Genomic DNA, 13,991 nt, shown 5'->3' on the forward strand with positions numbered 1-13,991 from the left:
GCCGCACCCGAAAAGGAGGCCCCGTGGCTGCGATGACGTTCCTTCCGCTCCCGGCCCCGTCCAAACCCGTGGCGGACGACCCGTCCGCCGACCTCGACGCCCCCCGCCACGACCCGCGGTACTGCGTCTTCAGCTCCGAGAGCGCCTGCACCGAGGCGCCGCTGACCAGCGAGCCGCCGCTGCCGGACGCCGAGCCCCTGACCAGCGAGCCGCCGCTCGCCGAAGCCGCCCCCCTGACCAGCGAGCCCCCCGCCTTCGTCCCGGACCACACGAGGCTCTAGATGACCGCTCCCCGGCCGGCCGAACCGCTCCCCGAGGACCTGTCCCGCCTCGCCGTCCTGTACGGCGTCGCCCCCTCCTACAGCCCCTCGCCGGACCGCACCGTCGCGGCCTCGGCCACCGCGGTCACCCTCGCCCTGGCCGCGCTCGGCGTGGACGCGAGCACGCCCGGCGCCGTCCGCGCCGCGCTCGCCGCCCGGGAGCGCGAACTGGGCGCACGGCTGCTGCCGCCGACCGTCGTCGCCTGGGGCGCGAACCCCCCGGCCGCCCTGGCCGCCCTGCCCGAGGGGACCCGGCTGCGCGTCGAGACCGAGCAGGGCGAGACGCGCGCCTCGGCCGAGCAGTTGCCGCCCGGCGTCCACCGGCTGACCGCCACGGCCCCCGACGGCCGCACGGCCCACGCCCACCTGATCGCCGCGCCGGAGCGCCTGCCCGCCGCCCCCGGCCGTTCGTACGGACTGCTCGTCCAGCTGTACTCCCTGCTCTCCCGCCGGTCCTGGGGCATGGGCGACCTCGGCGACCTCGCCGAACTGGCCGGCTGGGCCGGGCGGTCGCTCGGCGCCGGCTTCGTCCAGGTCAACCCGTTGCACGCGGCCGTGCCCGGCGCCCCCACCGACCCCTCCCCCTACCGCCCCTCCTCGCGCCGCTTCCCCGACCCCGTGCACCTGCGGATCGAGGACGTGCCCGAGGCCGCCCACGTCGAGGACCCCGGCCGGCTGCGCGCCCTGCTGGAGCGGGCGGCCCGGCTGCGCGAGGCGGTGCTGCACCAGGGCGCGCTGATCGACCGGGACGCCGTCTGGGAACTCAAGCGCGAGGCGCTCGAACTGCTCTGTGAGGTTCCCCTCGGTCCCGGCAGGCGCGCCGCCTACTGCGACTTCCTCGCCGGGCAGGGCCGGGCCCTGGAGGACCACGCCACCTGGTGCGCCCTCGCCGAGGTGCACGGCCCGGACTGGCACCGCTGGCCCAGCGGCCTGCGCGACCCCCGCTCGGCCGAGACGGCCCGCGCCCGCAACGGCCTGATGGACCGGATCGACTTCTTCTCCCGGCTCGCCTGGCTCACCGACAGCCAGCTCACCGCCGCGCAGCGCGCCGGGCGCGAGGCGGGCATGCCCGTCGGCATCGTCCACGACCTGGCGGTCGGCGTGCACCCCGCGGGGGCCGACGCCTGGGCGCAGCAGGAGTACTTCGCCGCAGGCATGTCGGTCGGCGCCCCGCCGGACGCCTTCAACGCCCGCGGCCAGGACTGGGGCCTGCCGCCCTGGCGGCCCGACCGCCTGGCCGACTCCGGCTACGCCCCCTTCCGCGAGCTGCTGCGCGCCCTGTTCCGCTACGCCGGGGCCCTGCGCATCGACCACGTCATGGGCCTGTTCCGCCTGTGGTGGGTCCCCCAGGGCCATCCGCCCACCGAGGGCACCTACGTCCGCTACGACGCCGAAGCCATGCTCGCGGTGCTGGTCCTGGAGGCCTCCCGGGCCGGAGCGCTGGTGATCGGCGAGGACCTCGGCACCGTCGAGCCCGGGGTGCGCGAGGCGCTGCGCGAGCGGGGGGTGCTCGGCACGTCCGTGCTGTGGTTCGAACGCGACTGGGAGGGCGACGGCCGCCCCCTGGCCCCGGAGAGCTGGCGCGCGGACTGCCTGGCCACCGCCACCACCCACGACCTGCCCTCCACCGCGGCCCGTCTCACCGGCGAGCACGTGGAGCTCCGCGACAGTCTCGGGCTGCTGACCCGTCCGCTCGCCGAGGAGCGCGCCGAGGCGGCCGCCGACACGGCGGAGTGGCTGTCCCTGCTGTCCGAACTCGGCCTGCTGCGCGGCACCGGCGGCGGCACCGACACCTCCTCGGAGGAGGCGCAGATCCAGGCCGTCCACCGCTTCCTGCTGCGCACCCCGGCCCGCATGGTCGGCGTCTGGCTCCCCGACGGGGTGGGCGACCGCCGCCCGCAGAACCTCCCGGGGACCTGGGACCAGTACCCCAACTGGCGCCTGCCGATCGCGGACGCCGAGGGGCGCCCGGTGACGCTGGAGGAACTGGCGGCCTCGCCGCGGCTGCGCGCGCTGACGGAGGTGCTCAGGGAGGGCGGATCCTGACGCCGGGCCCCTTACGGCACCCCGGGCGCGCGGCCCGGGGCGGCGTTGGATACTTTGACACCGTGGACAAGAAGAACGCCCTGCGCGCCGGCGCCCTGGCAGCCGGAACGACGCTGATGATGCTGCTCATGTCGTCCCCCGCCTCCGCGCTCACGCGCGACGACGGTGACGACCCCGGCACGGGCCTGAGCGTCATCGAGACGCTGGGTCTCTTCGTCGTGGCCCCGATCGTGCTGTACCTGGTCATCGCCGGACTGGTGATGGTCGGCGACAAGTCGCACAAGAAGAAGGACCCGACGAGCTCCAACATCACCACCAAGGCCGACGCGAAGACCGAAGTCAAGGCCTGATCAGGGATTTCTCGCCGAGGGCGCCGTCGCGGTCACCGCGACGGCGCCCTCGGTGGTGTCAGGGGCGGTCCGCCCCCGACAGCAGGTCCCGCAGCAGGCCGGCCAGGGCTTCGGCCTGCTCGGCGCCGAGCGCGGACAGCGCCTGCGTCTGCACCGCGAGCCCCGCCCCGACCGCCTCGTCGACCAGCGCGAGGCCCTCGTCGGTGAGCGTCACGTGCAGGGCGCGCCGGTCGTGCGGGTCGGGGGAGCGGCGCAGCAGCCCCGCCCGCTCCAGCTTGTCGAGCCGGCCCGTCATGCCGCCGGTGGTGAGCATCAGCGTCGCCGAGAGCTGCCGGGGCGAGAGCGTGTAGGGCTCCCCGGAGCGGCGCAGGGTGGCCAGGACGTCGAACTCCCCGCGGGAGATCCCGAACGTCGCGTAGACCTTCGTGGCCCGTTCCCCCATCGCGTGCGCGATCCGGTTGATCCGGCCGAAGACCTCCATGGCGGTGGTGTCGAGGTCGGGCCGTACCCGCGCCCACTGCTCGATGATCGCGTCGACGGGGTCCCTGCGCTGCTGGGGGCGTTCACTCATGGCAGGAGTATCGGGGCCCTTCCGGTCACCCGCAAGAAAGTAGCTTGACGGAAAGTAGCTTAGCGCTAAGCTACTTCCTACCGACCTACTTGGAAGGGTGTCCCGCATGGCCGTCTCCCGCCCGGCTCTCATCGCCCTCACCGCCCTGGCCCCCGTCTCCTGGGGCACCACCTACGCCGTCACCACCGAGTTCCTCCCGGCCGACCGCCCCCTGTTCACCGGCCTGATGCGCGCTCTGCCCGCCGGTCTGCTGCTGCTCGCCCTCGCCCGGACCCTGCCGCGCGGGATCTGGTGGGCGAAGGCGGCGGTGCTCGGCGCGCTGAACATCGGCGCCTTCTTCCCCCTGCTGTTCCTCTCCGCGTACCGGCTGCCCGGCGGCATGGCGGCGGTCGTCGGCTCGGCGGGGCCGCTGTTCGTCGCCGCGCTCGCGGCGCTGCTGCTGGGGCAGCGGCCGACCCGGCGCACGCTGCTCACCGGGGCCGTGGCCGCGTTCGGCGTCAGCCTCGTCGTGCTGCGCGCGGCCGGGGCGCTGGACGCGCTCGGCCTGCTGGCGGCCCTCGCGGCCACGCTCTCCATGTCCGCGGGCACGGTCCTCACCCAGCGCTGGGGGCGTCCCGCCGGGGTCGGGCCGCTGGCGCTCACCGGCTGGCAGCTGACCGCCGGCGGCCTGCTCATCGCGCCGCTCGCCTTCCTGGTGGAGGGCGCGCCCCCGGCCCTGGACGGCCGGGCGGCCGGCGGCTACCTCTACCTCGCCCTCGCCAACACGGCGGTCGCCTACTGGCTGTGGTTCCGCGGCATCGGCCGCATGACCGCCACGCAGGTCACCTTCCTCGGGCCGCTCTCCCCGCTGACCGCGGCCGTGGTCGGCTGGGCGGCACTCGGCCAGGCGCTGACGCCGGTGCAGCTGGTGGGCATGGCACTGGCGCTCGGCGCGACGGTGGCGGGGCAGTTCACCGGGCGGGGCGGCGGTCCCGGCGCCCGCGCGGTCGCCGGAACGAAGCCCCGGGACGCTCCGGCCGGCAGGGAACGCCGGGACGTGGCGGCCGGCGCGGTGCGGCGGTAGAAGAGGGGCGCGCTCGGGCAGGCGGGGGGTACGACGGCCGAAGGGGCGCCCGGCACAGGCCGGGCGCCCCTCGTCGGTGCCGCTGGTGGAACCGAGCCGCTACCGGCCGGCCGCCGCCGCGTCCGCGCGCTGGGCGCGCAGGGCGCGCTCGACGCCCGCGCGGGACTCCGAGACCAGCCGGCGCAGGGACGCGTTCGGTCCGGCGGAGGACAGCCACGCGTCCGTCTTGTCCAGGGTCTCCTGGGAGACCTGCACGGCCGGGTAGAGGCCGATCGCGATCTGCTGGGCCATCTCGTGGGAGCGGGACTCCCAGATGCCCTTGACCACCTCGAAGTACCGGTCCGCGTACGGGGCGAGCAGCTCGCGCTGGTCGGTCTGGACGAAGCCGCCGATGACCGCCTCCTGCACCGCGTTCGGCAGCTTGTCGGAGTCGACGACCGACGCCCACGCCTCCGCCTTCGCCTCCGCGGTCGGCCGGGCGGCCCGGGCCGTGGCGGCGTGCCGCTCACCGGCAGCGGTGCGGTCGCGCTCGTACTCGGCCGCGATCTCCGCCTCGTCGAACCGGCCCACCGCGGCCAGCCGCTGCACGAACGCCCAGCGCAGCTCCGTGTCGACGACCAGGCCCTCGACGCTCTGCGAGCCGTCCAGCAGCGCGTCCAGCAGGTCCAGCTGCTCCGGCGTGCGGGCCGTCGCGGCGAACGCGCGCGCCCACGCCAGCTGGTGGTCGCTGCCGGGCGCGGCCGACCGCAGGTGGGCCAGCGTCGCGTCGGTCCAGCGGGCCAGCAGCGTCTCGCGGGCGGCCGGGTCGGCGTACAGGTCGATGGCCAGCTTCACCTGCCGCTGGAGCGACTGCACGACACCGATGTCGGACTCCTTGCCGATGCCGGACAGCACCAGCGACAGGTAGTCGCGGGCCGCCAGCTGGGCGTCGCGGGTCATGTCCCACGCGGACGCCCAGCACAGGGCGCGCGGCAGGGAGGACTCGAAGTCGCCCAGGTGCTCGGTGACCACGGCCAGGGACTCCTCGTCCAGGCGCACCTTCGCGTACGACAGGTCGTCGTCGTTGAGCAGGACCACGGCCGGGCGGCGCCTGCCGGACAGCTGCGGCACGGCGGTCAGTTCCCCGTCGACGTCCAGCTCGATGCGCTCGGTGCGCACCAGCTTGCCGCTGCCGGCGTCGAGGTCGTACAGGCCGACGGCGATCCGGTGCGGGCGCAGCGTCGGCTCGCCCTTGGCGCCGGCGGGCAGGGCCGGGGCCTCCTGGCGGACGGCGAACGAGGTGATCACGCCGTCGGCGTCCGTCTCGATCTGCGGGCGCAGCACGTTGATGCCGGCCGTCTCCAGCCATTTCTTCGACCAGGTCTTCAGATCGCGGCCGGAGGTCTCCTCCAGCGCCCCCAGCAGGTCCGACAGGCGCGTGTTGCCGAAGGCGTGCGCCTTGAAGTAGGCCTGCACGCCCCGGAAGAACTCGTCCTCACCCACGTAGGCGACGAGCTGCTTCAGCACGGAGGCACCCTTGGCGTACGTGATGCCGTCGAAGTTGACGAGCACGTCGTCCAGGTCGCGGATGTCCGCCATGATCGGGTGCGTCGAGGGCAGCTGGTCCTGCCGGTACGCCCAGGTCTTCATGGAGTTGGCGAACGTCGTCCACGAGTGCGGCCAGCGCGAGCCGGGCGCGGCGGCCTGGCAGGCGATGGAGGTGTAGGTGGCGAACGACTCGTTCAGCCACAGGTCGTTCCACCACTCCATGGTCACGAGGTCGCCGAACCACATGTGGGCCAGCTCGTGCAGGATGGTCTCCGCGCGCGTCTCGTACGCCGCGTCCGTCACCTTCGAGCGGAACACGTACTGGTCGCGGATGGTCACCGCGCCCGCGTTCTCCATCGCGCCCGCGTTGAACTCCGGCACGAACAGCTGGTCGTACTTCTCGAACGGGTAGGCGTAGTCGAACTTCTCCTGGAACCACTCGAAGCCCTGCCGGGTCACCTCGAAGATGGCGTCCGAGTCGAGGTACTCGGCCAGCGAGGGACGGCAGTAGATGCCGAGCGGGACGGACTGGCCGTCCTTCTCGTACACGCTGTGCACCGAGTGGTACGGGCCGGCGATCAGCGCCGTGATGTACGTCGAGATGCGCGGCGTCGGCGCGAAGGCCCAGACGTTGCCCTGCGGCTCGGGCGTCGGCGAGTTCGAGACGACGGTCCAGCCCTCCGGCGCCTTCACGGTGAACTGGAAGGTCGCCTTGAGATCCGGCTGCTCGAAGCTGGCGAACACCCGGCGGGCGTCGGGCACCTCGAACTGGGTGTAGAGGTAGGCCTGGTCGTCGACCGGGTCGACGAACCGGTGCAGACCCTCACCGCTGTTGGTGTAGGCGCAGTCGGCGACCACCCGGAGGATGTTGCGGCCCCGCAGCAGACCGGGCAGGGCGATCCGGGAGTCCGCGAAGACCTCGGCGGGGTCGAGCGCGTCCCCGTTCAGCGTCACCTCGTGCACGGCCGGAGCGACCAGGTCGATGAACGTCTCCGCGCCGTTGTCGGCGTCGACGTCGAAGCGCACCGTGGTCACGGACCGGTAGGTGCCGCCCTCCTGCGCGCCGGAGAGGTCGAGTTCGATCTCGTACGAGTCAACGGCGAGCAGCTGCGCCCGCTGCTGCGCCTCTTCGCGGGTCAGGTTTGTGCCAGGCACGCGGTCATCTCCTCGTTATGGGTGGGTTGCGTCATCTTTCCACGGCGGCTCGGCGTCGGGCGACGACCGGGGCCATCGGTAGGGATACCCCTCGGGGGACGGCCGGCCCCGGCGGACACGAGGTCCGGAAACCGCCGGTCATCCCGCCCCGCGCGCCCGACCCTGGGGACCATGACGACGACGTACACCGCACGCCCCATCGACCCCCGGGCCCTGAAGGAACTGCGCACGGCCGACGACGCTGGCCGTCCCACCGCCGGCTTCACCGACCCGGAGGGCGGCGCCCCGCTGCGCTGCTGCCTGCGCCGCAGCGCACCCGGCGAACGCATCGCCCTGGTCTCCTACGCGCCCCTGCGCCGCTGGGCGTCCGCCACCGGGGCGGACCCGGGGCCGTACGACGAGCAGGGGCCGGTCTTCATCCACGCCGAGCCCTGTGCGGGGTACGCCGCCGGCGCCCTGCCCTTCACGAACAGTCACCGCACGGTCCGCCGCTACTCCGCCGACGGGCGCATCCTCGGCGGGCGGCTGGTCGAGGAGCCCGCGGCCTTCGGGGCGGCCTTCACCGAGGCCTTCGCGGACCCGGACGTGGCGCTCGTGCACGTCCGGGCGGTGGAGTACGGCTGCTTCCTGTACGAGGTGCGCCGGCCCTGACGGGACGGGCCCGCACAGCGCTCGGGGCGGTCACCCCCGGCCGGAGGTGACCGCCCCGCTGTGCGTGGGGCGCCGCCGCCCTACGCGGCGGACAGCTCCTGGGCCACCAGCTCCGCGATCTGCACGGCGTTCAGCGCCGCGCCCTTGCGGAGGTTGTCGTTGGAGACGAAGAACGACAGGCCGTGCTCCACCGTCTCGTCGGCGCGGATACGGCCGACGTAGGACGGGTCCTTGCCCGCGGCCTGCAGCGGGGTGGGGATGTCGGAGAGCTCGACACCGGGGGCGTGCCGCAGCAGCTCCGTGGCGCGCTCGGGGGTGATCGGGCGGGCGAAGCGGGCGTTGACCTGGAGGGAGTGGCCGGAGAAGACCGGGACGCGCACGCAGGTGCCGGAGACCTTCAGCCCGGGGATCTCCAGGATCTTGCGGGACTCGTTGCGGAGCTTCTGCTCCTCGTCGGTCTCGTTCAGGCCGTCGTCGACGATCGAACCGGCCAGCGGCAGCACGTTGAACGCGATGGGGCGCTTGTAGACGCCGGGCTCCGGGAAGTCGACCGCCTCACCGTCGTGGGTGAGCTTGTCGGCGTCGGCGGCGACCTTCTGCACCTGGCCGTGCAGCTCGGCGACGCCCGCGAGACCGGAACCGGAGACGGCCTGGTACGTGGCGACGACCAGGGCCTGCAGGCCCGCCTCGGCGTGCAGCGGACGCAGGACCGGCATCGCGGCCATCGTCGTGCAGTTCGGGTTGGCGATGATGCCCTTGGGGCGGTTCGCGATCGCGTGCGGGTTGACCTCGGAGACGACCAGCGGGACCTCCGGGTCCTTGCGCCAGGCGGAGGAGTTGTCGATCACGACGGCGCCCTGGGAGGCGACCTTCTCGGCCAGCGCCCGGGAGGTGGCACCGCCCGCGGAGAACAGCACGATGTCCAGGCCCGTGTAGTCGGCGGTCGCCGCGTCCTCCACCGTCACGCCGTCCAGCTCCGTGCCCGCCGAGCGGGCCGAGGCGAACAGGCGCAGCTCGGTGACCGGGAAGTTCCGCTCCGCGAGGATCCTGCGCATGACCGTGCCCACCTGTCCGGTGGCTCCGACGATTCCGACCCTCACGGTGACTCCCTCTCCTGCGTCTCTTCACGTGCTCGTTGCTTGGCCGAGGCTTTTCCATCATGCGGCCGACCACGCCCCGTCTGTCCACTTCTTTGCCCGGTCTGCCCGGCACGTGGGACGGCGCGGCCCGCACGATGGTCGCGGACCTGCGGTGCCGACCCCGCTGAACTGCAGGAATTCGTCCCGCGGGGGCCGTGGACCGCAAGCTCGCCTGCCCATGCGGGTCCCGGCCACACGGGAGTGTGACGTATGCCTCGGCCGGCTGCCGGAAACCGGCGCGAGGACGGCCGAACGTTCCGGGCCGTGCCGGCGTCGTAGGACAAACACGGTGAGGGGGGTGGCTTGTGCTGCTGCGCGGAAGGGACCGGCGCGGCCGGGAAGGGCACGCCGGGGACGATCCGCCGGGCGAGGCCGATCCGCTGGACGCGGCGCAGGAACGCCGGGTGCGGGCGGTGCTCGCGCTCGGGGGAGTGCCGCAGGCGGACCTGCCGGACGGGGTGCAGCAGGTCCGCCTGCGGCTGCTGGAGCGGGCGGCCAGTGGCCGGGAGGCGCCGCGGAACGTCTCGGCGTGGGCGGCGGTCGTCGCCTCCAACCTGGCCATGGACTGGCACCGGGCCAAGCGCCGCCAGGAGCGGCTCGGCGAGCGGCTGGCCGCGCTGCGGCAGCTGGAACATCCCTCCGGGGAGGACACCAGCGTGCTGTCCGTCGCGGTCGCCCAGGGCCTGGACGAGCTGCCGGCCGCCCAGCGGCAGGTCGTCGTCCTGCGCTTCTACGCCGACCTGCCGGTCCGCTCCATCGCCGAGCAGCTCGGCGTCCCGGAGGGCACGGTCAAGAGCCGGCTGCACACGGCGGTGCGGGCCCTGCGCGCCCGCCTGCACGAGGACGAGGTGGTGTGACGTGGCCCGGTACCACAGCGAGGCGGGCGGCGCGGACGGCGACCCGCTGATGGCCGCCATCACGGGCGAGCCGCTGCCCCAGGACGCCGACGCCGCCGCCCGGGCGGAGCACCGCGCGGCCCGGGCGGACGTGGCCCTGCTGCGCGAGCAGCTGGGCCTCGTCGGGGACGCGCTGGCGGACGCGGGGGAGGCGGCGCGTCCGGCCGGGGCACCGCGCGCGGCCCGCCGGCGCCCGTGGCCCCGGCGCGGCGTCGCCGGGCGCGGCCCGCGAGGCGCCGGGCAGCGGCCGGGGCACGGGGGCGGCACGGAGCCGCGGACCGCGGCAGGGGCCGGGAGATGGTCCCGGCATCCGGGGATCAGGGCCACCGCCCTCGGCCTGGCCGCCGCGGCCGCTCTGGCCGGCGCGACACTGGGCCTGGGCCGGCTCGTCTCGCACGAGGGGAGCTCGGCCGACACCTCGGCGGCCAGCGGGGAGAGCGGGAGCGCGGCGGACAAGGCCGCCACCCCGCGCGGCCCGGCCTACCTCGCCTGCGCCGAGCTGGTCGTCGAGGGCACGGTCGGCTCGGTGGCGCCGGGGCCGGAGGGCGGCGAGGACCGTGTCACGCTCGATGTGACGCGCTCCTACAAGCCCGCCCGGAGCGAGGGCGAGGTCACCTTCCGCGTGACGAGGGGCTCCTGGCCCCGGCCGGCCGTGGGCGACCGCCTGCTGGTCGGCATCCGCCCCGGGGCCGCGACCCCGGACCTCTGGGCGCACGGCGAGCGGCGGATCGCACGCGAGCGGGCCTGGATCGTCCCGGCGCTGCCGTCGGCGGAGCGGACCACCTGCGAGGAGTGAGCCGGGCAACGGCAAAGGGGCGGGTGTCCGGCCGGACACCCGCCCCTCACCTGTCGTCCCGCAGGGTTACGGCACGACCTTCTCGATCTTCACGCTGCCCAGGCCCGCGACCGTGCCGCGGGCGTTGACCAGCTGGACCTCGCCGAAGAACTCACGGCCCTCGGGGGCGGCCGCGGCGGCGGTGACGCTGCCCGAGACCGTCGCCGAGTCACCCGTGCCGAGCTTCACCGCGGAACCGTCGACGCTCACGCTGCCGAGGGAGGCGGAGAAGAACACGTCCTGGTAGTCGTAGGCGGTGGTGCCGGACGGCACGCCGTAGCCGACGACCTCGATCGTGTAGGTGCCGGCGGCCGGGGAGGGCACGGAGACCGACTCCTCCGAGTCGCCGTCGGCGGAGCTGCCGACCTGCTTGCCGGCCGCGTCGTAGACCGCCAGGTCCAGGTCGGCGGCGGCGTCCGAGACGTTGCCGATGACGACGTCCAGGGACTTGGCGCCCGCGGGCACCTCGACCGTGGTGGTCTGCGTCTCACCCTGCTTGATCGACGGGCGGGCCGTCTTGGCCGAGCCCAGCGGGCCGCCGGCCAGCTTGCCGTCGATCGCCGCGAAACCGTTGGTCACCTTCCAGGAGGCGGTGGCCGGGGTGCCGACCTTCGCCTCGGGGACGGTCACGGTCTCCGGCTCGAAGGCCGCGCCGAGGACGGCGACGTCCAGCTTGTACGGGTTGTCCAGCAGGGGCGACGTGCGGCGCGACTCGACCTCGATCTCCCAGACGCCCGGCTGCGGGTCCGCGTACGCACGCAGGTCGGGGCGGCAGGTGTTGGCCGGGTTCGCGTAGTTCGGGTAGCAGTTGATCGTCGACGTCGGGTCGGCCGGGACGCCGTACGGGTGGATGGAGATGAAGCGGGTCTGGCTCTTGTCCTTCAGACCGCTCATCGCGACCTCGAGGGTCTTGGCGCCCTCGGGGACGGTGACGAAGTAGTGCTGCGAGCTGTTGCGCTGCACCGTGCCGGCCGCGGAGAAGGTGTACTTCAGCGGCTGCGAGACGACCACGGTGTGCAGGACCTGCTTGTCGATGCCCTCGGTGCGCGGGTCGTCGACCTCCAGGATCGCGCTCTTGATGCCCGCGGACTTCGGCGCGGCCTGGACCTTGACGGTCACCGGCTGGTTGAGCGGCAGCCGCACCTCGTCGGAGCCGACGATGCGGAACGTGCCGCCCGCGTTGTTCTCGAAGTGCAGCTCGTGCCGGATCGCCTTGTCGGCGCCGGACGTGCGGGTGATCGTGACCTCGTAGGTCTTCTTCTGGCCGGCCTTCAGACCGCCCTCGCGGTCGTAGAGACCGGTGCCAAAGCCCGGGGTCTTCAACCGGTGATCCATCGCGGTGTCCACGGGCGCCTTCACGGAGTACGTGTGCGCTGTGGCGCCGTCACGGATGGCGTCCCAGGCGTCCGGGATGTTCATCAGGCCCGCGCCCTCCTCGTACGCCTGCACACCCTTGATGTGGTCGGCGGTGGAGGTGAGGGCCGTGCGCAGCGTGGCCGGCGTGAGGTCGATGTCCTTCTGCTTCGCGGCGGACAGCAGCAGCGCGGCGGCGCCGGCGGCCTGCGGGGAGGCCATCGAGGTGCCCTGCAGCATGCCGTAGCCGGCCGGCAGGGAGTAGCCCGCCTCGGCGACCGGGGCGCCCGGCATCCAGGTCTGGATGGTGTTGATGGCGGCACCCGGGGCGACCAGGGTCGGGGTGAAGCCGCCGTCCTCGCGCGGGCCGCGCGAGGAGAACGGCATCATCGCGTACTTCTTCTCCACGACGGAGCCGTAGTTGGCGGCCCAGGTCTCCTTGGAGACGGACGCGCCGACCGAGATGACCTTGTCGGCCAGGGCCGGGTCGCCGATGGTGTTGGCGCCGGGGCCGGAGTTGCCCGCGGAGATCACCAGCTGGACGCCGTAGGTGTCGATGAGCCGGGTGTACAGCTCGGCGCGCGCGTTGTTGCCGTCGTTCAGCGCCGGCAGGCCGCCGATGGACATGTTGACGATGTCGACGCCGCGCTTGGTGACGAGGTCGATCATGCCCTCGGTGAGCGCCACGTTGGTGCAGCCGCCCGACCAGGTGCAGGCGCGCGAGGAGACCAGCTTGGCGCCGGGCGCCGCGCCGTCCATCTTCCCGCCGAACAGGCCGTTGGCGGCGGTGATGCCGGCGACGTGCGTGCCGTGCTCGGACTCGATGACGCCGATGTTGACGAAGTCGGACTTCTTGCCGACCCAGGAACCGCCCAGCGGGTCCATCGGGACGTCCTTGCGGATCTCCACGACGAACGGCTGCCGCTCGGCGATGTCGGTGGCCGGGTCGTCGGTGCCGAAGTACCCGATCTGGTGGCCGTCCTTGTACGGCTTCATCGGGGCGTCGTCGCCGAAGTCGTTGTTGTTGTTCAGGTCGACCCGGACCGTGCCCGCCGCCGCGTCGTAGAGCACGCCCCAGACGTCGGTGGTGTCGCCGTCGCGGTTGGCGTCGCCCGCCGCGTCGCCGCCGGTGGTGTACGACTCCTTGAACAGGCTCACGGCATAGGAGCCGGCCGGGGCCTTGTACGACTGGCCCTGGTAGGTGAAGGCCGGGCCGGAGACGGCCGTGACCATCGGGCGCCAGGTGTTGTCGTTGTCGATGATCGGGTCGGTCGCCGTCACCCAGTCGACGATCTTCCGCTCACCGGTCGTCGTCTTCTGCAGCGCCGGGTGGCCGAGGTCCACGCCGGAGTCCAGGATGCCGATGGTGATGCCGCGGCCGTCCGCCTTCGGGTGGTCCTCGACGAAGTCGACCGCGCCCGTCTCGAAGGACGGGTTGTACGGGTTCTCGGCCGGGGTCTTCCTGCCCGGCGCCGGGTAGGTCCCCGTGGCCTTGGCGCCCTTGGCGGTGTCCGCGCCGGGCGTCGGGTCGTCCAGCGGGATCTCCTCGCGCAGGTCGATGCCGTGCACGGAGGACAGCTTGGCGGCGGCGGCGATCGCCGAGTCGGCCTTGGCCGTCGGGACGGTGGCGCGGACGTAGCCCAGCTTGTCGTCGGCCCGGCCCACCGAACCGCCCTTGACCGCGTCGAGCTGCCCGGAGACCTGCTCGGTCTGCCCGGGGGCGGTGGCGATCATCATCGTGACGGTCTTGTCGCCGTCGGCCTTGGCCTCGGCGAGCAGGTCCGCGTCGTCCGAACCGAGCTTGTGGTGCGCGGACTTGACGTCGCGGTCGGCCGGGGCGGCGCCGGGGCCGTCCGCGGCGAGGACCAGGGGGACCGGCCCGGCCGCGGAGAGCGCGGCGACGAGTCCGGCGGCCACGGCGATGCGCGCCACGCGTCTCCGGCCCGATATCGGGTCACGCTGGGGGGTGAGGGTCATCGGCATCCCTTGGAGGTAAAGGAACGAGCGGGAACGACCGGGGCCTATCGGCCCTGGTCGCCACGGTCCGGAACGGCAAGCCCGGACGATCGCACAGCCTTACGCAAG

Annotated in this window: 11 protein-coding genes; 7 read left to right on the plus strand and 4 right to left on the minus strand. The window is 73.7% G+C overall.

Annotated features, from left to right (window positions below):
- The first annotated feature begins 23 nt into the window (after positions 1 to 23).
- From ACIGAN_RS27310 to ACIGAN_RS27320, 3 genes are all read left to right on the plus strand, one after another.
- Positions 24 to 281 (plus strand): hypothetical protein, encoded by a 258-nt coding sequence (locus ACIGAN_RS27310; protein WP_399861548.1) that lies wholly within the window; start codon positions 24 to 26, stop codon positions 279 to 281.
- Complete coding sequence (malQ, locus tag ACIGAN_RS27315) at positions 282 to 2,366, plus strand: 4-alpha-glucanotransferase (protein WP_399861550.1); 2,085 nt, start codon at positions 282 to 284, stop codon at positions 2,364 to 2,366.
- A 62-nt stretch (positions 2,367 to 2,428) separates the two neighbouring features.
- Positions 2,429 to 2,716, plus strand: coding sequence for a hypothetical protein (locus tag ACIGAN_RS27320; protein ID WP_094055522.1), 288 nt, complete (start codon positions 2,429 to 2,431; stop codon positions 2,714 to 2,716).
- A gap of 58 nt (positions 2,717 to 2,774) precedes the next feature.
- On the opposite strand, the gene ACIGAN_RS27325 is transcribed toward ACIGAN_RS27320, so the two are convergent.
- Entirely contained in the window at positions 2,775 to 3,287 is a 513-nt protein-coding gene (locus ACIGAN_RS27325) for a MarR family winged helix-turn-helix transcriptional regulator (RefSeq protein WP_399861552.1), read from the minus strand.
- 106 nt (positions 3,288 to 3,393) lie between these two features.
- Between ACIGAN_RS27325 and ACIGAN_RS27330 the strand changes: the two genes are divergently transcribed.
- Complete coding sequence (locus tag ACIGAN_RS27330) at positions 3,394 to 4,350, plus strand: EamA family transporter (RefSeq protein WP_399861555.1); 957 nt, start codon at positions 3,394 to 3,396, stop codon at positions 4,348 to 4,350.
- Positions 4,351 to 4,449: 99 nt separating this feature from the next.
- On the opposite strand, the gene pepN is transcribed toward ACIGAN_RS27330, so the two are convergent.
- Positions 4,450 to 7,032: an aminopeptidase N gene (gene pepN / locus ACIGAN_RS27335; RefSeq protein WP_399861558.1), complete on the minus strand. Its 2,583-nt coding sequence runs from the start codon at positions 7,030 to 7,032 to the stop codon at positions 4,450 to 4,452.
- Between the two features lie 171 nt (positions 7,033 to 7,203).
- On the opposite strand from pepN, the gene ACIGAN_RS27340 reads away from it, so the two are divergent.
- A complete protein-coding gene (locus ACIGAN_RS27340) occupies positions 7,204 to 7,683 on the plus strand; it encodes a DUF1203 domain-containing protein (protein WP_399861561.1) in 480 nt (159 codons plus the stop codon).
- Positions 7,684 to 7,763: 80 nt separating this feature from the next.
- Here the strand turns inward: ACIGAN_RS27340 and ACIGAN_RS27345 are convergent, their stop codons facing one another.
- Positions 7,764 to 8,783 (minus strand): aspartate-semialdehyde dehydrogenase, encoded by a 1,020-nt coding sequence (locus ACIGAN_RS27345; protein WP_365098603.1) that lies wholly within the window; start codon positions 8,781 to 8,783, stop codon positions 7,764 to 7,766.
- 347 nt (positions 8,784 to 9,130) lie between these two features.
- Here ACIGAN_RS27345 and ACIGAN_RS27350 point away from each other — a divergent pair, with 347 nt between their 5' ends.
- A complete protein-coding gene (locus ACIGAN_RS27350; RefSeq protein WP_365098685.1) occupies positions 9,131 to 9,679 on the plus strand; it encodes an RNA polymerase sigma factor in 549 nt (182 codons plus the stop codon).
- A gap of 1 nt (position 9,680) precedes the next feature.
- Positions 9,681 to 10,514, plus strand: coding sequence for a hypothetical protein (locus tag ACIGAN_RS27355; RefSeq protein WP_399861563.1), 834 nt, complete (start codon positions 9,681 to 9,683; stop codon positions 10,512 to 10,514).
- A 66-nt stretch (positions 10,515 to 10,580) separates the two neighbouring features.
- On the opposite strand, the gene ACIGAN_RS27360 is transcribed toward ACIGAN_RS27355, so the two are convergent.
- On the minus strand, positions 10,581 to 13,883 hold the full coding sequence (locus tag ACIGAN_RS27360; RefSeq protein ID WP_399861566.1) for a S8 family serine peptidase: 3,303 nt from the start codon (positions 13,881 to 13,883) through the stop codon (positions 10,581 to 10,583).
- Positions 13,884 to 13,991 lie beyond the last annotated feature (108 nt).

The sequence above is a fragment of the Streptomyces sp. NPDC085931 genome (assembly GCF_044540565.1).
Taxonomy (GTDB): Bacteria; Actinomycetota; Actinomycetes; order Streptomycetales; family Streptomycetaceae; genus Streptomyces.